This is a genomic window from Tardiphaga sp. 866_E4_N1_4 (assembly GCF_052076075.1).
GTDB lineage: Bacteria > Pseudomonadota > Alphaproteobacteria > Rhizobiales > Xanthobacteraceae > Tardiphaga > Tardiphaga robiniae.
The window spans coordinates 1,156,369-1,174,488 of record NZ_CP197242.1 but is presented as its reverse complement, the minus strand read 5'-3'; the positions used below and the strand labels follow the sequence as shown (position 1 = coordinate 1,174,488).

Below are 18,120 nucleotides of genomic sequence, written 5' to 3'. Positions count from 1 at the left end.
GGATGGGTATTCTCCTGAGCGGAAATATTGCGATGCAACATTAGGAGATGTGCCACGACCTCAGCGATTTGGCGACCGCCTGGCAGGGGAGGCAGCATTGCGCGCCTCGGTCATCAAACTGTCGAGAGGCGTTTCGATGGAGCGGCTGTCGGCGGACAACAGGCCGACTTCAACATAAAATGCAGGCGGACGGCTCAGACCGGAGGCCAGCTGCGCATGGCCATGTCGGCGAGTTTTCGCAATTGCTCACGCGGTGCGCCGCCTGCGGCTTGCACGGCCATGCCCTGCAGGATGGCCGACACGTAGCGCGCGAGATCGCCGGCATCCGCATCGGCTGGCAGATCGCCTTCGGCGAGGGCGCGTGTGAAGCGAAGGCGCAGATCGTCCTCGCTCTTCGAGCGACGCGCCATCAGTTCCTGCTTGATCGTCTCCGCGGCATCACCGCAGCAGAGGGCGCCCTGGACCGCGAGACAACCGGGATTCCTGGGATCAGTCACCGCCTCAACGGATTCGTAGAGGATATGTTCGACCGCTTCGCGGGCCGTGGCCTTCTCCAGGCCGGTGCGGAAATAGCCGCCGGGACCATCGACGTAGCGATCCAGCGCCTTGCGGAACAGATCTTCCTTGTTGCCAAACGCCGCATAGAGACTGGGCTTGGTGATGCCCATGGCTTCGGTGAGGTCGGCCATCGACGCGCCTTCGTAACCCTTGCGCCAGAACACATGCAGCGCGAGGTCGAGGGCCGTGTCGGTATCGAATTCACGAGGACGTCCCAGTGCCACGACGGGCCCTCCAAAGTTTTCTACCGTTCAGTAGATAAGTCTCTTGACAGTAGATGTCGATAGTCCATCTATACCGGACGTTACGAATGTGTGCGTTGCAGCGAGATGCCCGGCGGGACCGGCCAGACGCGGAATGTACAGCTTAGCTACTGAAATGACAGGGCTTTACAAGGCCCACGCAGATTAAATGGGGTTCACAATGGCACATAATCTCCCTCGCAAGATCGCTTTTGGCGCCGGAATCGCGTTGGTGGCGGTCGCCGTTGGCGGCGGCGCGGCGCTGATGAATCTGTCCAGCGTAGCGGCTCAAGCCGAGTCCGGCGCGGTTGTTCCCGCTGCTGTTCAGGCTTCGGTTGCCTTGGTGGAAGCCAAGGCCACGGCGCCTTCGGACGAGTTCTCGGGCCGCCTTGAGGCCATCGAGCGCGTCGAGATTCGCTCCCGCGTCGCAGGCGCCGTCCAGGAGATCCACTTTCGCGAAGGCGCGCTGGTCAAGAAGGACGACCTTCTGATGCTGATCGATCCGGCGCTTTACGCCGCCGACGTCGATCGTGCCCAGGGACAGGTGTCCGCGTCGCGGGCGCGCCTGATCCTGACCAAGGCCGATTTCGACCGCGGTCAGCAACTGACCAGCTCCAGCATCACCCAGCGCGACCTCGACAATCGTATCAATGCGTATCGTGAGGCCGAAGCCAACCTCAAGGCTGCAGAAGCCGCGCTCAAGATCGCCGAGCTCAATCTCAGCTACACTGAAGTGCGCGCGCCGGTCGCGGGCCGGGTCGGCAAGGTGGAGATCACCGTCGGTAACCTGATTTCGGCCGGCCCGTCCGCGCCGCTGCTGACGACGCTGGTCTCGGTCAATCCGATCTATGCAAGCTTCAATGCCGACGAACAGGTGGTGTCGCGCGCGCTGAAGACGCTGGCAGACGAGAAGACGCCGGGCGATATCGACCGCATCCCGGTTCACATGACCACCGTCACTGATAGCGCACCGGTGAAGGGCCGCATGCAGTTCATCGATAATCAGGTCGATCCGCGCAGCGGTACGGTGCGGGTGCGTGCGATGTTCGACAATGCCGATGGTCGCTTGATGCCCGGCCAGTTCGCGCGGCTCACAATGGGCCAGCCGAAGGCAGAACAGACGCTGCTGATTAGCGAGCGGGCAGTTGGCACCGACCAGAACAAGAAGTTCGTCATGGTGGTCGATGCCAAGGACAAGGCGCAATATCGCGAAGTGATCCTGGGGCCCTCGGTTGATGGCATGCGCGTGATCCTCAACGGCCTCAAAGCCGGTGAACGGATCGTCGTCAACGGACTTCAGCGCGTGCGGCCGGGTGTGACCATCAAGCCGGAGATGGTGGCGATGAACGCCGCGTCTCTCGTCTCGATCAAGGCCGTCGCGCAGAACTGATAACGACCGCCCTGTCCGCAGGCGGGCAGGGCGCTCTTCCTAATACACAGCACGTCATCGAGGTCGAGCGATCGGCCGCGCGGGGCCCTTGTACCCCGCAGGTCTGGATCATCACGGAATAGCGCCATGAACTTTTCAAAATTCTTTATTGATCGTCCGATCTTTGCCGGCGTGTTGTCGACGGTGATTTTTCTCGCCGGCCTGTTGTCGATGCCGGTGCTACCGATCTCCGAATATCCGGAAGTCGCGCCGCCGACCGTGGTGGTGACAGCGAATTATCCCGGCGCCAATCCAAAGGTGATTGCGGAAACGGTCTCGACGCCTATCGAAGAGCAGATCAATGGCGTCGAGAACATGCTCTATATGAGCAGCCAGGCGACCACCGACGGCAGGATGACGCTCAACGTCACCTTCCGCCTTGGCACCGATCCCGACAAGGCGCAGCAACTGGTGCAGAACCGCGTCTCGCAGGCCGAGCCGCGCTTGCCGGCGGAAGTGCGCGCGCTGGGCGTGACGACGATCAAGAGCGCGCCAGACCTCACCATGGTCGTACATCTGCTATCGCCGAATGACCGCTATGACATGACCTATCTGCGCAACTACGCGGTGCTCAACGTGAAGGACCGCCTCGCGCGCATCGAAGGCGTCGGTCAGGTGCAGCTGTTCGGCTCGGGCGACTACTCCATGCGCGTCTGGCTCGATCCGCAGAAGGTCGCCGAGCGCGGCCTGTCGCCGGGCGATGTCGTGCGCGAGATCCGCGCGCAGAACGTGCAGGCAGCAGCGGGGCAGGTGGGCGGTTCGCCCAATGAGCCGGGCCTCGACCTGCAGCTCTCGATCAATGCGCAGGGGCGCCTGCAGACCGAAGAGGAATTCGGCGAGATCATCGTCAAGAACGGCGACAATGGCGAGGTGACGCGGCTGCGCGACATCGCCCGTATCGAACTCGGCGCCGCCGACTATGCACTGCGCTCGCTGCTGAACAACAAGTCCGCAGTGGCAGTTCCGATCTTCCAGTCGCCGGGCTCCAATGCGATCCAGATCTCCGACAATGTCCGCAAGACCATGAAGGAGCTGAAGGAAAACATGCCGGACGGTGTTACCTACGACATCGTCTACGACCCCACGCAATTCGTTCGCGCCTCGATCGAGGCGGTGATCCATACGCTGCTCGAGGCCATCGCACTGGTGGTGCTCGTCGTCATCCTGTTCCTGCAGACGTGGCGAGCCTCGATCATCCCGCTGATCGCCGTGCCGGTATCGGTGGTCGGCACCTTCGCCGTGATGCATGTGTTCGGCTTTTCGGTGAATGCGCTGACACTGTTCGGCCTCGTGCTGGCCATCGGCATCGTCGTCGACGACGCCATCGTCGTGGTCGAGAATGTTGAGCGCAATATCGAGCGCGGGCTCGATCCGAAGAGCGCGGCCTATCAGGCCATGCGCGAAGTGACCGGCCCGATCATCGCGATCGCGCTGGTGCTGGTCGCCGTGTTCGTACCACTGGCCTTCATCACCGGCCTGACCGGGCAGTTCTACAAGCAGTTCGCGCTGACGGTGGCAATCTCGACGGTGATTTCGGCCTTCAACTCGCTAACGCTATCGCCGGCGTTGGCCGCGCTGCTGCTAAAGGGCCATGACGCGCCGAAGGATGCGTTGACGCGCTTCATGGACAAGACGCTCGGCTGGTTTTTCGTCCGCTTCAACCGCTTCTTTGCCAGAAGCTCCGACGCCTATAGCGGCGGCGTGAAGCGCGTCGTCTCGCGCCGCGCGGCGGTGATGGGAATCTACGTTCTGCTGATTGGCGTCACCGGTTATCTGTTCCACGCAGTCCCGGGCGGTTTCGTGCCCGGTCAGGACAAGCAGTATCTGGTCGGGTTTGCGCAGCTCCCCGACGGCGCTACGCTGGATCGTACCGAAGAGGTGATCCGTCGCATGGGTGAGATTGCGCAGAAAGAGCCCGGCGTCGAGAATTCGATTCAGTTTCCGGGCCTGTCGATCAACGGCTTCACCAATTCGTCCAACTCCGGCATCGTCTTCATCGGCCTGGATGCGTTTGACAAACGCAAGGATCCGAGCCTGAGCGGAAATGCCATTGCGTTGTCGCTGAACAAGAAGTTCGCTGGCATCCAGGATGCCTTCATCGCCATGTTCCCGCCGCCGCCGGTATCGGGTCTCGGCACGATCGGCGGGTTCAAGCTGCAGATCGAGGATCGCGCCGGCCTCGGCTATGAGGCGCTGAACGACGCCACCAAGGCTTTTATCGGCAAGGCAATGCAGCAGAAGGAGCTGGCCGGTCTGTTCTCAAGCTATCAGATCAATGTGCCGCAGCTCTATGCGGATGTCGATCGCACCAAAGCGCGGCAGCTCAACGTGCCGGTTACCTCGGTGTTCGACACGATGCAGATCTATCTCGGCTCGCTCTATGTGAACGACTTCAACAAATTCGGTCGCACCTATTCGGTGCGCGTCCAGGCTGACGCCAAATTCCGGGCGCGGGCCGACGATATTGGCCAGTTGAAAGTTCGCTCCGACAGCAACGAGATGATCCCGCTCTCGACGCTGCTGCGCGTTAAGGAAAGTGCAGGGCCGGAGCGCGCCATGCGCTACAACGGTTTCCTGTCGGCCGACATCAATGGCGGCGCGGCGCCCGGCTATTCCACCGGCCAGGCGCAGGACGCCGTGGCGCGTGTCGCCAAGGAGACGCTGCCCAAGGGCATCGACTTCGAATGGACTGAACTGACCTATCAGGAAATCATCGCCGGCAATTCGTCGCTGATCGTGTTCCCGGTGGCGATGCTGCTGGTGTTCCTGGTGCTCGCCGCGCAATACGAAAGCCTGACACTGCCATTGTCGATCATCATGATTGTGCCGATGGGCTTGCTGGCGGCGATGTTCGGCGTCTGGTTGACCAAGGGCGACAACAACGTCTTCACCCAGATTGGTTTGATCGTGTTGGTGGGTCTGTCGGCGAAGAACGCCATCCTGATCGTGGAGTTTGCCCGCGAGCTGGAATTTGCCGGGCGGACACCGATCCAGGCCGCGATCGAGGCCAGCCGTCTGCGGCTGCGGCCGATCCTGATGACCTCGTTGGCCTTCATCATGGGCGTCGTGCCGCTGGTGACGTCGACCGGCGCAGGCTCGGAGATGCGTCATGCCATGGGTGTCGCGGTGTTCGCCGGCATGATCGGCGTCACGGCCTTCGGCATCTTCTTCACGCCGATGTTCTATGTGTTGCTGCGTGCCATGGCAGGCAACCGTCCACTGATCCAGCATGGCGAAGCGACGGTCGATCAGGCGGCGCCGCTGGCACCGGGATCGCACGAAGCAGAATCGCGCCCGCACGCCACGTCGCATTCGTAACGCCCGGGACCGGGGAAGGAGACGCCTGATGAGGGCTGCTGGTCCACGAATGCGCCGTTTCGACCCATTCTAAGGCGAGGAATTGCGTAGCCTGCGTCCAAGGCTGTTGGAATCGCCCCCAATTGGCCGGGTGCGCTTTCCTCCACTGCACATCTTCCGCTACAATGCGAAAGGCACTGCAGGGGAATGACGGGTTGCGGACGGGCTTCTACAAATGCGAATACCGGGTTGATGAGGCGGTCGGTCGCAGTGTGATGTTTGTCGAGCATGGCAGCATGCTCGGCGGCAATTCCGCTTTTGCCCATATCGGCAGCTATGAGCTCCGGGGTGACGAGGTGGTGGCGGAGATCGAGAGCCGCCGCCACATGAACGATCCCAACTATCCCTCGCTGCTCGGCCAGGATGTGGCGACCATCAGCGTCACCGGCCGGCCCTATGGCGACACCTATCGTTTTCAGGGTTCGTCGCCGCAAATGCCGGGTGCGAAATTCGAGTCGGTCATGACGACGATCGATGACGGCGAGATGCCTCCGGCCGGACCGATCGGTGCGGGTGGCATCGCCAACGGGCTGTATTCGATCCATCTGCGCACACTCGACGGCATCGATGGCGGGCTCAACGGCGTGATGCTGCTGCATGACGGCCGCATCCTCGGGGGAGACGCGTTCTTCTATTATCTCGGCGCCTATTCCTCCGCGGACGGACGCTGGAAGGGCGAGATGCTCAATCAGGAGCACACGCCGGCAAAGGGCGAGAACCCGGTCTTCGGCGGCCATGAAATCGGTATCGGCTTTTCCGGTACTTGCGACGAAACCGGCGCCGAACTGGAAGCCACGGCGCTGGCCGGCAAACGGAGCCTGCGGTTGCAGGCAGTGCTGAAGCTGATCCGCAAGGCCGTGTAAGTTCCAGGCTGGCGCACGGCTTGATGGGGTGCGCGCCTGTCCGTAATGTCACCGGCGAATGACACAGGTGGCGACAAATCCATGACCCAGCGTATCGGCGCGACGCCTCTGATCTGTTTGCTCGGTATCGCCGTCGGACTGGCTGTGCTGTGCGCGCCGGTGCGCATGCAGGCCCAGTCCGCCGATCTGGTTCTGTGCGATCGCCTCGCGGCCGATCCTGCCGATCCCGACAAGCCTGCCGATGTGAAGGGCGTGGCCGATATTGCCAAAGCCGATATTGCCACCGCCATCAAATTCTGCCGGACCGCGTCCGGCGGGTCGCGCCGTGCGATGTTCCAGCTCGGGCGTGCTTACGCGGCCAATGCGCAGGCAGCTGAGGCGCTCGCGGCATGGCGCAAGGCGGCTGACAAAGGCAGTACCTCCGCCATGGTCGAACTCGGCGTCGCCTATGGCAACGGAACCGGCGTCGCGCGCGACGAAGCGCAGGCGCGCAAACTGTTCGAGCGTGCGGCTGAAGCCGGCAATCCGCGCGGCGTAAGCAATCTTGCGGCACTATCCGGAGGCGCAGGCGCGGGTTCAGACCCGGTGCGTGCACGGCAATTGCTGGCGAAATCCGCGGAGACCAATGCCGAGGCGCAATATCAGCTCGGCATGATGCTGTCGGAAGGCATCGGCGGCGCGAAAGACGATGTTGCGGCACGCAGCCTGTTCGAGAAGGCGGCAGCACAGAACCATGCGGGCGCGTTGGAGCGCATGGGCGCGTTCGCGCAAAGCGGCCGCGGTGGTGCGTCGGATAAGGATGCCGCGAAGGCCTATTATGAGAAGGCCGCTGCGCTCGGCGACGACGATGCGAAGAAGGCGCTGGAACGCATCAAGTGCCCTTATGTGCTCAAGGACAAGCGCGGCAACGTGGTCAGCAATATGTGCTTCTGATCAGCCTAGCCTGACTGCGGTCTGTCGCAGGCGCGCGCCGGCGTACCCACGTCGAATTCGCGCCGGTCATTCACCGACGGATCAACGAAATAGGTGACGGCGTTGAACGGCACCGTGACGCGCGACTTGATCCCCTTGAACCACAGGTTGACGCTGAAGCGATCCGCGGTGACGTTCAGTCGTTCGAACTGGTGCTGCAGCACGAACGTCATCTCTTCGGGATATTTGGCGCGCTGGGTATCGGGCACGATGACGCCGTCGAACGAGGTCCTGAACGTGATCTCGTAATAGTGCCGGCCGCGCAGACCGCGTCTGGCGACGTCGGCAAGCGTGGATCTCACCTCGGCATATTGTGCGAGCGGGGCGGTGGTGCAGGGCTGTTGTGCTGCCGCGTGTGATGTGAGCGCGGCCAGCATCATCATGGCAACGGCGAGGGTGCGGAGGTCGCGAGGCAAGGATGGTGTCATGATCCTTTGTCGCGGCGGCAGCGGGCGGGTTCATGGGGCTGCGACAGCGATTTTCTGCCGCATGCGTCCGCAACCATTTGTTTGAAATTGGCCGCCTAAACTCCCGGCTCTGAGTCGCCTTTTGCGTTTCCCTGGAGCCGCCTGTGAACGAGAGCCTGATCGCCATCTGCCAGTTGTTTCTGGTGCCGCTGACCATTCTGTTTGCCGCGGTAGGGGTGGCCAATGCGCGCTTCGTCAAGCTGTTGGTGTGTTTGCTCGGCGTCGGTCTCGCCGGCCTCTGGCTCTATCGCATCTATCTCTGGACCGGCCTGTCGGTGATCGATCGCCGCACGGCCTACGGCCTCGCGGGAGCCTTTGCGCTATGCTGGGTGCTGACGCTGCTGCATCAGATCAAGAGCAGCTTCGGCGGCGGATACGATCGCTAGGCTCAGGCAAATCTGAATCAGGCCAGCCCGAGCGAGAAGGCCAGTGTGCCGATCGCGGCATGCGACAGGATCACCGGCCAGATGTTGCGCATCCGCAGATAGGCGAAACCCCAGACGATGCCGACCAGGAACGTGTTGAGCAGCAGCACGCTGTCGCCATAGGCGATGTGGATCAGCGAGAAGACCACCGAGGAATAGATCACATAGGTCCAGGGCCTGACCTGCAGCCGATCGGTCATCAGTTTCGGAATCGATCGGCACACGACTTCCTGGCAAGGGCTCGAGACCAGGACATAGAACGGCGCAAAGCTGAGCCAGACCGGTGGCTTGTGGTCGAAGGTGAGAAACCGGGTCTGCGCCACCATGATCGCCGCAATGCCCGCCGTTATTGCGGCACAGAATAGCCAGTGGCTGATGTCAGAGGGCCGGCTGAGGCCGAGTTCCGCGACAGAGAAGCCGGCCAGCAGGCACAGCGCGATACACAGCACCGAGACCAGCAGCAAGGCGGGGATGCGATATTCGAACGGCAGAAAGCCCCAGTGAATGGCGAGACCAGGCGCCAGCAGCAGCGCGGCAAATCCGGGCAGTGGAGCGATCAATCGCCATTGGAATCGTTGCTGTCGTAAAACCGTCATGATGTTCTATAGGTGAAATCATGTGGTGGTTTAAGGGCGGAGTGGCCACGCAGGTTGAGAGCGACGAAAGCGTGATCGTCGATATGTCCGCAGCAGGTGGTGACATTTCCGTCCGACGGTCTGCTCGGCCGTTGCTGGCCGCTCCGATGCGACAAAGTGGAACTCGCCGACTAGTATTGTGTCTCACACATCCGTCCATGACGTGAACAGCGCTGCCTGACCGCGTCGCTCGCCGTTCTCGTCTCTCAGTTCCCAGACGATGCCACCTTCGATCCAGAAGCGCCGGCCGGACTTGGCGATCCGCAACCCGCGATAATTGTCGATGAAGCCGTTACGTGCGACGGCATCCAGCAGGCGCTGGCGCTCGTCGCGGTTCGGCGCTTCTGCCGAGAGGCGCGACGGGATGGTGATGAATTCATCCCAGCCATATTCGAAGCAGCGCTGTGCGGTTCTGTTGGCATAGACGAAGACCGGATCGGCGGCAGTATTATGTGCGAGCACCGCAGATGGTGCGTCGCTGTAGAGCCACGCTGCATCTTGCCCAGGCGCCAACAGGGGCTTCCCGACAGTGCGGAGATAGCTCCCGGTGAGGAGTTTGAAGAAGGGGGCATCGAGTGCGAAAGCAGGGGGCGTCGGAGCGGTCACGCGACTCTCTCGGGGATAGGCTATGAGGACATAGCCCGCATGGCTCTATACGACATCGGCAGCGAAAGCGGTGCTGACTGCCCCGGAATGCATGGAGCAGCCGCTATCGGTCGGCAGTAAGGATCAGGTCGTGATCAACCTGTTTTCGAATGCCACGGTGCATTGATTCACCGAGACGGCCGCGTCCCGTTCGTCGATTGCGCGTCCCGTGTAATCCGATAGCTGCCCGGCTTATTTAGTCGTCGCATCGGCTGGGCTCTTGTTTTAGCCTCTCCCGAAAATGTCGTTCCAGGCGAAAGCCCAATGGACCGGCGCAAAGGGAGAAAACGTGAGCAACAACAAGAAGGGGCGATGGTTTGCCATCGCCGCGGTCCTTGCCGCATCGCTGTTCGCCGTAGCGCCAGGGCAGGCGCAGCAATATCCCGAGCGCAACATCACCATGGTCGTGCCATTTCCGCCCGGCGGAACGACCGACATCGTCGCGCGCATCCTCACCGAACAGCTCAGCACCGAACTCGGCAAGCAGGTGGTGATCGAGAATCGCGGCGGCGCCAGCACATCGATCGGTGCGCAAGTCGTGGCCGGTGCCGACAAGGACGGTTACACGCTTCTATTCGCCAGCGCGACGACCTTCACGACCAACCCGCATCTGCTGGCCTCCATCAAATACAAGCTCGAGGACTTTGCGCCCGTCGCGATGGTGGTGAAAGTGCCGTTTGCCTTCGTCGTGAAGAAGGACTTTCCGGCCGCCGACGTCGCGGCGTTTCGTGCCTATGCGCTGGCCAATCCGAGCAAGGTCAACAATGCCACCAACGGACCGGGCAGCACCGTGCACCTTATGGGTGAGATCGTGGCCCGCGGACTCGGCGTGAAGCTGCAGCATGTACACTATCGCGGTGCTGCGCCGGCGATGAACGACATGCTTGCGGGCATCGTCGACAGCAATGTGGAGGCGCTGACCAATACCGTGCCAAACCACAAGGCGGGCATGTACCGCGCGATGGCGGTCTTGTCTGAGGAGCGCCTTCCGCAATTGCCTGATGTGCCGACCTTCAAGGAGCTCGGATTCCCCTCGATCGTCGGCGCGACATGGTTCGCAGTCTTCGCGCCCGCGGGTACGCCGCAGCCAGCACTGGACAGGTTGAGCGCTGCCATCACCCGCATCGTCAAGACGCCGGAATTTGCAAAGAAGATGGAGCCGATCGGCAATCAGCCGTGGCCGATGACGCCGGCGGAACTCGAGACCCATGTGAAGAGCGAGCGCGACCGCTTGGGCAAACTCATTCGCGAAGCCAACATCACGGTCGACTGACCGCGTGAACAAGATCAAGGGAGAATATCAATGAATGCAGCCGTCAGCTCACCCGCCGTGAAAGTCGTCCGTTCGGTGCAGGATCAGGTCAGTCCTGAGGAATGGCAGTCGCGCGTCAATCTCGCGGCCTGTTATCGCCTGACGGCGATGTATGGCATGACCGAAATGATTGCCAACCACATCTCCTGCCGCGTGCCGGGAACGGACGACCAGTTCCTGATCAATCCCTATGGCATGCTCTATGAGGAGATCGATGCGTCGAGCCTCGTCAAGATCGACCTCGACGGCAACACACTGTTCAACGCGTCCGACTACGCTGTGAATGCTGCAGGCTTTGTGATCCACAGTGCCATCCACATGGCGCGTCACGATGTCGATTGCGTCGCGCATACCCATACGGTGGCCGGCATGGCCGTATCGGCGATGGAATGCGGGTTGCTGCCGGTGGCGCAGACCTGCATGCGCTTCCTTCATGTCGCCTATCATGACTTCGAGGGCATCGCGGACAATCCAGAAGAGCGGGAACGACTGATCGCGCATCTCGGCAATCACGAGGCGATGGTGCTGCGTAATCACGGCCTGCTGGTGGTGGGCAAGACCATCGCCGCGGCCTTCAACGTGCTGTTCCGGATGGAGCGGGCCTGTCAGGTTCAGGTCGCAGCTCTATCCTGCAACACCAAGCTGATCACGCCGCCGCAGAAGGTCCTGCAGGATACCTATGACCGCATGAAGCCACGCGACAATGTTCCGGGCCTCAGCGGCGAACTCGCCTGGCCGGCGCTGCTCCGCAAGCTCGACCGGGTCGATCCGTCCTATCGCAGCTGAGCTTGCGCTGGCAGGAGCGCCTGCTGGGCTCGCAGTCGCGGCAGTCAGATGCCGCGACCACAGGTCCGCTTACGGTTTGAAGAATGATACCGGCGTCATCAGCTGGTTCTCCTGGCTGATGAGATAGGCGGCCTCGGCGCTGATCTTCAGGTAGTCGGCCCAGGCCGGGTCCTTCTGCAGCGCCTGGCGCTTGGCCTCGCGATCGGCTGCGCTGTCATAAACCCAGATGTGCATGTAGCTGTTGACGTTGCCGGTCTCAATTTGCGCGTAGGCGAGTGGCTTGCCCAGATGGCGGCTCTGGATCTCGTAGCCGTGCTCGGCATACAGCGCCAGGTGTTTCTTGATGGTGCCGGGGCGGCAAGTGTAGGTGCGAACGTCAAGCAGCATGGGGTTTCCTCGAGCGGTGGCGGATCAATAGGGTCATTCGGCGGTGGCGCCGGACTGCGCGACAAGCACGGCCCAGCGCGCCACCTCGTCGTTCACGTATTTCTGGAATGTCGCCCGATCGTCGCCAACGGGGTCGGCGCCGAGCCCTTTGAGCCGCTCCTGGACAGCGGGGTCGGCCACGCTCTGAACAATGGTCTGCGCAAGCTTCTCGACGATAGCGGGGGGCGTGCCGGCCGGTGCGAACAGGCCGAACCACGAGCGTGCGTTCATGCCGGGGAACGGCGTTTCTGAGAAAGCGGGCACGTCGGGCAAGGCGGCGTGACGCGTGCTGCCCGTCACCGCCAGCGCCTTGAGCTTGTCACTCTGCACCAGTGAGAGAACTTCGGGCAGGTTGGCGAACATGATCTGCACTTGGCCGCCGATCATATCGTTGAGCGCCTGTGCGCCGCCCTTGTAAGCGACGTGCGTGATCTTCGCACCAGCCAGTGTGCTGAACTGCTCGCCGGACAGATGGGACGCGGTGCCCACGCCGCCCGATGCATAGTTGACGCTCGCGGCATTGGCCTTGGCGTAAGCGGCGAGTTCGCTCACCGAATTGACCGGCACCGACGGGTGCACCACCAGCAGCAGGGGCACCGACGCCAGGTTTGACAAGGCCGCGAAATCGCGCGTGAGGCTGTAGCTGAGCTTCTGGTAGAGCGATGCATTGATCGCGTGGCTCGATGTGGCCATCAGCAGCGTATAGCCGTCGGGCTCCGAGCGCGCCGCCGCGGCACCGCCGATATTGCCGTTGGCGCCGGCCTTGTTTTCCACCACGATCGACTGGCCGAGCCGTACCGACATGGCTTGCGCCACGGTGCGCGCGATCACGTCGGTGGCACCACCGGCGGCGAACGGCACGATCACGCGCAGGGGACGTTCTGGATAATCGGCCATCGCGCTGACTGAGGTGAGGGCCAATGCTACGGCCACGACGAGGCTCCGCAACGGGATGATTGCTTTGTGCATTTTGTTTCCTCTGCCTCTTGTTTTTATGTCCTGCCGACGGCGCGCCCCGCAGATGCGGGGCGGTCGTGGCGGTGGGCGTCATGCCATGCCGACCTGCGCATACAAACGCGCAGGTGGCGATGGCAGCGCCCGGTCAGGCGTCCATGCGGGACACTCTATGCAGCCGCGCGGCGACGGCGCTAGGACGGATCAGACGTTGTGTTGGACTTTTTCGCGTGTCAGTCCAGTGGACGGCAATGCTTCCTCCGGAAGTCGCCCGGCGTGAGGCCGGTCTGCTTCTTGAAGAAGCGCGCGAAGTAGGCCGGATCCTCGATATTGAGGCGGAACGCGATCTCGGCGATGCCCGTTTCGGTGTTGCTGAGCCAGCGCTTGGCTTCGAGGACCACGCGCTCCTGCACCACCTGGCTGGCCGTGCGCGCCACAGTGCGCTTGACCGCATCGTTGAGCTGGCGCTCGCTCACGCCAAGCGCCTCGGCGTACTGGCCGATGGTACCGAAGCGCAGGTAGTGCGTTTCCACCAGCATCGCGAAACGGCGCGCGAGCGCCTGGTGTGGACCAACGCCACCGGCGGGCTCGTTGCCGGGGCACACACGGCGCAGGCGCGTGAGCAGGATCAGCAGGCTGGCCCGCACCACATCGGGAAATCCCGGCTGGCGATCGCGTGCCTCACGCTCCATCTCGCAGAGCAGTGGCAGCATGCCGTCATGCTGGGCCTGCGTGAGATAGAGCGCGCTGTTGCCGCGCGCAGGGTGGAAGAACGGAAGTTTCGCGACATCTTCGGCGCGCGGAAACATCCGCGCGAAGAAGTCGGTGCTGAAGTTCAGCACGTAGCCGTGAGGCTTGACCGATGACGTCCAGGCATGGACCTGGCCCGGCGAAAGAAAGAACACTGAGTGGTCGCGCACGTCGAAATGCGCGAAGTCGAGTGTGTGCGTGCCGCTCGCCCGGGTCATCCAGAGCAGATGGTAGTAGTTATGCCGGTGCAGGAAACCGCGCGGGATGTCGTCGCGGTCCTCCAGTCGTACGAGGTCGAAGTAGAACGAGCCTTCGCCCGCGAAATCCGAGGTTTCAAAGGTCGGAAACTCGCCGGAGCGGGCGGAGAGGAGAGCTTCGGGCAAGTGAAGGTGTCCTTGCGGTTTCGGGGCACGGTTATCAGCGTCATCCTATCGCAAAAAGCCGGAGAGTACCGGGTGTTGGCGAATGCGACACCGGACGGTCTCTCCGAGGAGTTCGGCAGCTCTATAAGAATTCTGGGTGCCGCTCCATCACACCCGGGAAGTTGCGTCGGGGGATGCTCCTGCAGGCATTTTATGGCGTTCGCTCGGAAGGGGACCTGATGGAACGGACGCAGACGGCGGGTCGTCGCAACTGAGCTTGCGCTGGATCAATTGCAGAACGGATTTCGGGCGATGGCGGTTGCCGAGCTGGCCGCCGTCGCCTACATGAGGGCGCATGACGCAGACCTCCGAATTCGGCTTCACCAGCTTCCAGCCCTCCCTGAATGAAGAAAATATCGCGCTTCTGGTGCAGACCTTTTACGGCCGTGCCCGCGAGGATGATTTGCTGGGGCCGATCTTCAACAGCGCCGTGACCGACTGGGATCATCACATCGCGCAGATCAGCGATTTCTGGTCGTCGATGATGCTGAAGACCGGCCGCTACAATGGCCGGCCTATGCGTCCACATCTCGTGCTGCCGCTGAAGGGTGAACATTTCGATCGCTGGCTTTTGTTGTTCGAACAGACCGCGCGCGAGATATTTCCGGCTGAGGTCACCGAGGCCTTCATGACCCGCGCGCGCCGTATCGCTGACAGTTTCGAGATGGGCGTTGCCTCGGTGCGCGGCGAGATCGCTGCGCCGCGACATAGCGTTTAAGGCGGTAGGCACGTGATGCAACGCCGGTCTTGCGAGAGCCGGCCGTTGCGCTAGGCTGCGACTCCAGCAAACCGGGAATCGGTCCATGAAACGTCTGTCTGTCCTCGTTCTCTTGAGCCTGTTCAGTGCTGCGCCCGCAATGGCGCAATCCTGCAACGCCGTCAGCGGCGACGGCAAGCCGCTCGCGGGCGCTGCCAAGAAGAGCTTCATGAAGAAGTGCTGCGAGGACAACGCCAAGAGCGCCGAGGGCAAGCCACTGGCCGGCGCCGCCAAGACCTCATCGGTTAACAAGTGCATGAAGGGCTGAGGCTGCTGCCTCACGCATCCAGACGTGCAAAAGCCCCGCTCGCGCGGGGCTTTTCGATTCCGGGCTGAAGCGACGTCAACTCGAAGTCTTCGTCTCAGCTCTTCGCTTCGAGCTTGTCCTGAGTCTTCGTGTCGAAGTCGCTGGCGTCATGGCGTTCGCGCAACTGGCCGGCCGGGTCGCCCGAGGTGCGATTGACCATGCGACCGCGCTTCACGGCAGGTCGTGCCGCGATGGTCTTGGTCCAGCGCTGCAGGTTCTTGTAGCTCTGCACATCGAGGAACGTGCCGGCATCGCCGTAGATGGCGCTCTCCGCAAGGCCGCCATACCAGGGGAAGATCGCCATGTCGGCGATGCTGTAATCCTTGCCGGCGATGAATTCGTTGTTGGCCAATTGACGATCGAGCACGTCGAGCTGGCGCTTGGTCTCCATGGCGTAGCGGTCGATGGCATATTCGATCTTGGTCGGCGCATAGGCATAGAAGTGCCCGAAGCCGCCGCCGAGGAACGGCGCGCTGCCCATCTGCCAGAACAGCCAGGATAGGGTTTCGGCCCGTTCCGCTCCGTCCTTTGGAAGGAAGGCGCCGAATTTCTCGGCGAGATGCACCAGGATCGCGCCGGACTCGAAGATACGGAACGGCTTGTCGCCGCTGCGATCCATCAGCGCCGGGATCTTGGAGTTCGGATTGACATCGACGAAACCCGAACCGAACTGGTTGCCGTCGATCCGGATCAGCCATGCATCGTACTCCGCGCCTGTATGGCCGGCAGCGAGCAGTTCCTCGAACATGATCGTGACCTTCTGGCCGTTCGGCGTCGCCAGCGAATAGAGCTGGAACGGATGTTTGCCGACGGGGAGCTCCTTCTCATGGGTGGGGCCGGCGATGGGCCGGTTGGTCGAGGCAAATTTGCCGCCGTTTTCCTTGTCCCAGGTCCAGACTTTGGGAGGCGTGTAGGGGGCGTCGGTCATGTCAGGCTGGCTCCGGAAAAGGGGCAGGGTTGATGGTTGCCGGGGACAGGTAGGGATGAATGCAATTGCATGCAAGATGGCGAGGCGTCCTATGCCGGAAGCCGCCTTGTGCCGGGCTAAGACATGCGATGTAACGAGTCTGCGCCGTAATTGCCGATGGCGGCGTTTCCCTCCGTCCGAAGATTCCCCTCCCGATGAGCGACACCCCAGCGCAGACCGTCGGCGCATCGCCCACCAAACGATCCTTCGCGGCGCTCCATCACCCGGGATTCCGCGCCCAGTTCATCACCTATGTGCTGGCCATGATGGCCGACAATATCGAGCATGTGATCAGCTACTGGGTGGTGTTTCAGAAATTCCAGTCGCCCGCGCTGGGTGGTTTTGCCATCGTCTCGCACTGGCTGCCGTTCCTGCTGTTCTCGGTCACGTCTGGCGCGCTGGCGGAGCGTTTCGACCCGCGGCGCGTGATCCAGTGCGGCATGGCGCTGTTCATTCTGGCATCGCTGGGCTGGGGCTATTTCTTTGTCACCGATACCCTGCAGATGTGGCAGGCGATGGTGCTGTTGGTGATTCATGGCTGTGCCGGCGTGCTCTGGCAGACGCCGAACCAGATGCTGCTCTACGACGTCGTCGGTTCCGCCGACCTGCCGAGCGCGGTGCGTCTGAACGCCATGGCGCGCTATCTCGGTGTCATGGTTGGCCCAGCGGTCGGCGGCGTGATCCTGCTCGCGCTAGGGCCGGCCTATGGCATCATGCTCAACACCATCTTCTATCTGCCGCTGGTGCTGTGGCTGATCAAGGCACCCTATGGTCCGCGCTTTCGCACCGGCGCGCCCGCGCCTCAGCGCGCCGTGCGGGGCTTTGCGGACATCGTCCAGACCATGCGCGACGTGCGCCACCGGCCGGTGATCGTGTCCATGATCGCGCTGGCCGGCGCGGCCTCGTTCTTCGTCGGCAATGCCTATAGTTCGCAGATGCCGGGCTTTGCCAGTGATCTCGGCCATGGCGATCCCGGCATGTCCTACAGCATGCTGCTGGCGGCTGACGCAGCCGGTGGCCTGCTTGCCGGCCTGGCGCTGGAGGGCAGGCAATTGCTGGCGCCGAAGCCGCGTACGGCGATCATTCTGGCGCTGCTCTGGTGCGGTGCGTTGGCGATCTTCGCGCTGACCGGTCACTACGCCATTGCGCTGGTGTTCCTGTTTGCGGCGGGATTTCTCGAATTGTCGTTCAACGCGATGGCGCAGAGCCTCGTGCAGCTCGATGCACCCCTGGACAAGCGCGGCCGCGTCATCGGTCTGTTCAATATGGCGAGCCTGGGCTTGCGCGCCTTCAGCGGCATCTCGGTCGGCGTCGTCGGCAGCATGATCGGGATCCATTGGTCGCTGGCGCTGTCGGCGCTGGCGACCATGATTGTTGCTGGAGGCCTGCTGGCGCTGCCCTAGCGAGGAAGAACCTCGGCGTCCTACCAGTCGACCAGCCGGTCGTCGCCGCCGAACGCAGCCGGCATGGCGGCGTAATGTGGCAGGCCGTCGCGGACTGGAGCGATCGCCTCGCTGCAATTGATATGCAGGCTCGGCTTGAACGCGTCCCCGAGCAGATAGCCGTTGATGCTGCGCATGCCGATCCCGTCGAGCTCGATAATCAGCCGCGTGGCGCACTTTGCGCAGCTGAGGCGCGGGGTCGTCCTCAGTGCGAACGACGTCGTGTCGCCCTGAATGACTTCTACGCCGTCGGCCGGATAGACGGCTTCGGCCACATAAGCTGCGCCATGGACGGTCTGGCAGTCGGCACAGTGGCACCAGAAATGTGCGATGGGGTCGGCGCTGATCCGGAGTTTGACAGCGTTGCAGGGGCAAGCGAGTTCCATGGGCGCACCTCATCTGAT

The 18,120-nt window shown here is 62.4% G+C and carries 19 protein-coding genes; 10 read left to right on the top strand and 9 right to left on the bottom strand.

Annotation, left to right across the window (positions count from 1 at the left end; genetic code table 11):
* Window positions 1–194: 194 nt before the first annotated feature.
* Window positions 195–782, bottom strand: coding sequence for a TetR/AcrR family transcriptional regulator (locus AB8B20_RS05895; RefSeq protein ID WP_068736841.1), 588 nt, complete (start codon window positions 780–782; stop codon window positions 195–197).
* A gap of 199 nt (window positions 783–981) precedes the next feature.
* Between AB8B20_RS05895 and AB8B20_RS05890 the strand changes: the two genes are divergently transcribed.
* The 4 genes from AB8B20_RS05890 to AB8B20_RS05875 all read left to right on the top strand — a co-directional run bounded on the left by AB8B20_RS05890 (window position 982) and on the right by AB8B20_RS05875 (window position 7,382).
* Entirely contained in the window at window positions 982–2,190 is a 1,209-nt protein-coding gene (locus tag AB8B20_RS05890) for an efflux RND transporter periplasmic adaptor subunit (RefSeq protein WP_439071965.1), read from the top strand.
* Window positions 2,191–2,316: 126 nt separating this feature from the next.
* Window positions 2,317–5,547: an efflux RND transporter permease subunit gene (locus tag AB8B20_RS05885; RefSeq protein ID WP_439071964.1), complete on the top strand. Its 3,231-nt coding sequence runs from the start codon at window positions 2,317–2,319 to the stop codon at window positions 5,545–5,547.
* 194 nt (window positions 5,548–5,741) lie between these two features.
* Window positions 5,742–6,449, top strand: coding sequence for a GrlR family regulatory protein (locus AB8B20_RS05880; protein WP_093759064.1), 708 nt, complete (start codon window positions 5,742–5,744; stop codon window positions 6,447–6,449).
* Between the two features lie 81 nt (window positions 6,450–6,530).
* On the top strand, window positions 6,531–7,382 hold the full coding sequence (locus AB8B20_RS05875) for a tetratricopeptide repeat protein (protein WP_120292576.1): 852 nt from the start codon (window positions 6,531–6,533) through the stop codon (window positions 7,380–7,382).
* A gap of 5 nt (window positions 7,383–7,387) precedes the next feature.
* Here the strand turns inward: AB8B20_RS05875 and AB8B20_RS05870 are convergent, their stop codons facing one another.
* Window positions 7,388–7,849 (bottom strand): ClpXP protease specificity-enhancing factor SspB, encoded by a 462-nt coding sequence (locus AB8B20_RS05870; RefSeq protein ID WP_439071963.1) that lies wholly within the window; start codon window positions 7,847–7,849, stop codon window positions 7,388–7,390.
* Between the two features lie 143 nt (window positions 7,850–7,992).
* On the opposite strand from AB8B20_RS05870, the gene AB8B20_RS05865 reads away from it, so the two are divergent.
* Entirely contained in the window at window positions 7,993–8,274 is a 282-nt protein-coding gene (locus AB8B20_RS05865; protein ID WP_089263998.1) for a hypothetical protein, read from the top strand.
* A 17-nt stretch (window positions 8,275–8,291) separates the two neighbouring features.
* Here AB8B20_RS05865 and AB8B20_RS05860 read toward each other — a convergent pair whose 3' ends face one another.
* Both AB8B20_RS05860 and AB8B20_RS05855 read right to left on the bottom strand, forming a co-directional pair.
* A complete protein-coding gene (locus tag AB8B20_RS05860) occupies window positions 8,292–8,909 on the bottom strand; it encodes a lysostaphin resistance A-like protein (RefSeq protein WP_439071962.1) in 618 nt (205 codons plus the stop codon).
* A 183-nt stretch (window positions 8,910–9,092) separates the two neighbouring features.
* Window positions 9,093–9,554 (bottom strand): MEKHLA domain-containing protein, encoded by a 462-nt coding sequence (locus tag AB8B20_RS05855; RefSeq protein WP_439071961.1) that lies wholly within the window; start codon window positions 9,552–9,554, stop codon window positions 9,093–9,095.
* A 328-nt stretch (window positions 9,555–9,882) separates the two neighbouring features.
* On the opposite strand from AB8B20_RS05855, the gene AB8B20_RS05850 reads away from it, so the two are divergent.
* Both AB8B20_RS05850 and AB8B20_RS05845 read left to right on the top strand, forming a co-directional pair.
* A complete protein-coding gene (locus AB8B20_RS05850) occupies window positions 9,883–10,866 on the top strand; it encodes a Bug family tripartite tricarboxylate transporter substrate binding protein (protein WP_439071960.1) in 984 nt (327 codons plus the stop codon).
* A 30-nt stretch (window positions 10,867–10,896) separates the two neighbouring features.
* Window positions 10,897–11,691 carry a class II aldolase/adducin family protein gene (locus AB8B20_RS05845; RefSeq protein ID WP_439071959.1) on the top strand — a complete coding sequence of 265 codons (795 nt, stop codon included), beginning with the start codon at window positions 10,897–10,899 and terminating at the stop codon, window positions 11,689–11,691.
* A 69-nt stretch (window positions 11,692–11,760) separates the two neighbouring features.
* Here the strand turns inward: AB8B20_RS05845 and AB8B20_RS05840 are convergent, their stop codons facing one another.
* From AB8B20_RS05840 to AB8B20_RS05830, 3 genes are all read right to left on the bottom strand, one after another.
* A complete protein-coding gene (locus tag AB8B20_RS05840; protein WP_439071958.1) occupies window positions 11,761–12,078 on the bottom strand; it encodes an NIPSNAP family protein in 318 nt (105 codons plus the stop codon).
* 33 nt (window positions 12,079–12,111) lie between these two features.
* Window positions 12,112–13,086, bottom strand: coding sequence for a Bug family tripartite tricarboxylate transporter substrate binding protein (locus AB8B20_RS05835; protein ID WP_439071957.1), 975 nt, complete (start codon window positions 13,084–13,086; stop codon window positions 12,112–12,114).
* Between the two features lie 218 nt (window positions 13,087–13,304).
* Window positions 13,305–14,204 carry a helix-turn-helix domain-containing protein gene (locus tag AB8B20_RS05830; protein ID WP_439058566.1) on the bottom strand — a complete coding sequence of 300 codons (900 nt, stop codon included), beginning with the start codon at window positions 14,202–14,204 and terminating at the stop codon, window positions 13,305–13,307.
* A 334-nt stretch (window positions 14,205–14,538) separates the two neighbouring features.
* Here AB8B20_RS05830 and AB8B20_RS05825 point away from each other — a divergent pair, with 334 nt between their 5' ends.
* Together AB8B20_RS05825 and AB8B20_RS05820 are read left to right on the top strand one after the other, a co-directional pair.
* On the top strand, window positions 14,539–14,961 hold the full coding sequence (locus AB8B20_RS05825; protein WP_439071956.1) for a group III truncated hemoglobin: 423 nt from the start codon (window positions 14,539–14,541) through the stop codon (window positions 14,959–14,961).
* Window positions 14,962–15,046: 85 nt separating this feature from the next.
* Window positions 15,047–15,268 carry a hypothetical protein gene (locus tag AB8B20_RS05820; RefSeq protein ID WP_093758344.1) on the top strand — a complete coding sequence of 74 codons (222 nt, stop codon included), beginning with the start codon at window positions 15,047–15,049 and terminating at the stop codon, window positions 15,266–15,268.
* 94 nt (window positions 15,269–15,362) lie between these two features.
* Here AB8B20_RS05820 and yghU read toward each other — a convergent pair whose 3' ends face one another.
* Window positions 15,363–16,235 (bottom strand): glutathione-dependent disulfide-bond oxidoreductase, encoded by an 873-nt coding sequence (gene yghU, locus AB8B20_RS05815; RefSeq protein ID WP_439071955.1) that lies wholly within the window; start codon window positions 16,233–16,235, stop codon window positions 15,363–15,365.
* A 194-nt stretch (window positions 16,236–16,429) separates the two neighbouring features.
* Here yghU and AB8B20_RS05810 point away from each other — a divergent pair, with 194 nt between their 5' ends.
* Window positions 16,430–17,677, top strand: a complete 1,248-nt coding sequence (locus AB8B20_RS05810) for an MFS transporter (protein ID WP_439071954.1) — start codon at window positions 16,430–16,432, stop codon at window positions 17,675–17,677.
* Between the two features lie 20 nt (window positions 17,678–17,697).
* Here AB8B20_RS05810 and AB8B20_RS05805 read toward each other — a convergent pair whose 3' ends face one another.
* Complete coding sequence (locus AB8B20_RS05805; RefSeq protein ID WP_439071953.1) at window positions 17,698–18,102, bottom strand: GFA family protein; 405 nt, start codon at window positions 18,100–18,102, stop codon at window positions 17,698–17,700.
* Between the last annotated feature and the right edge of the window lie 18 nt (window positions 18,103–18,120).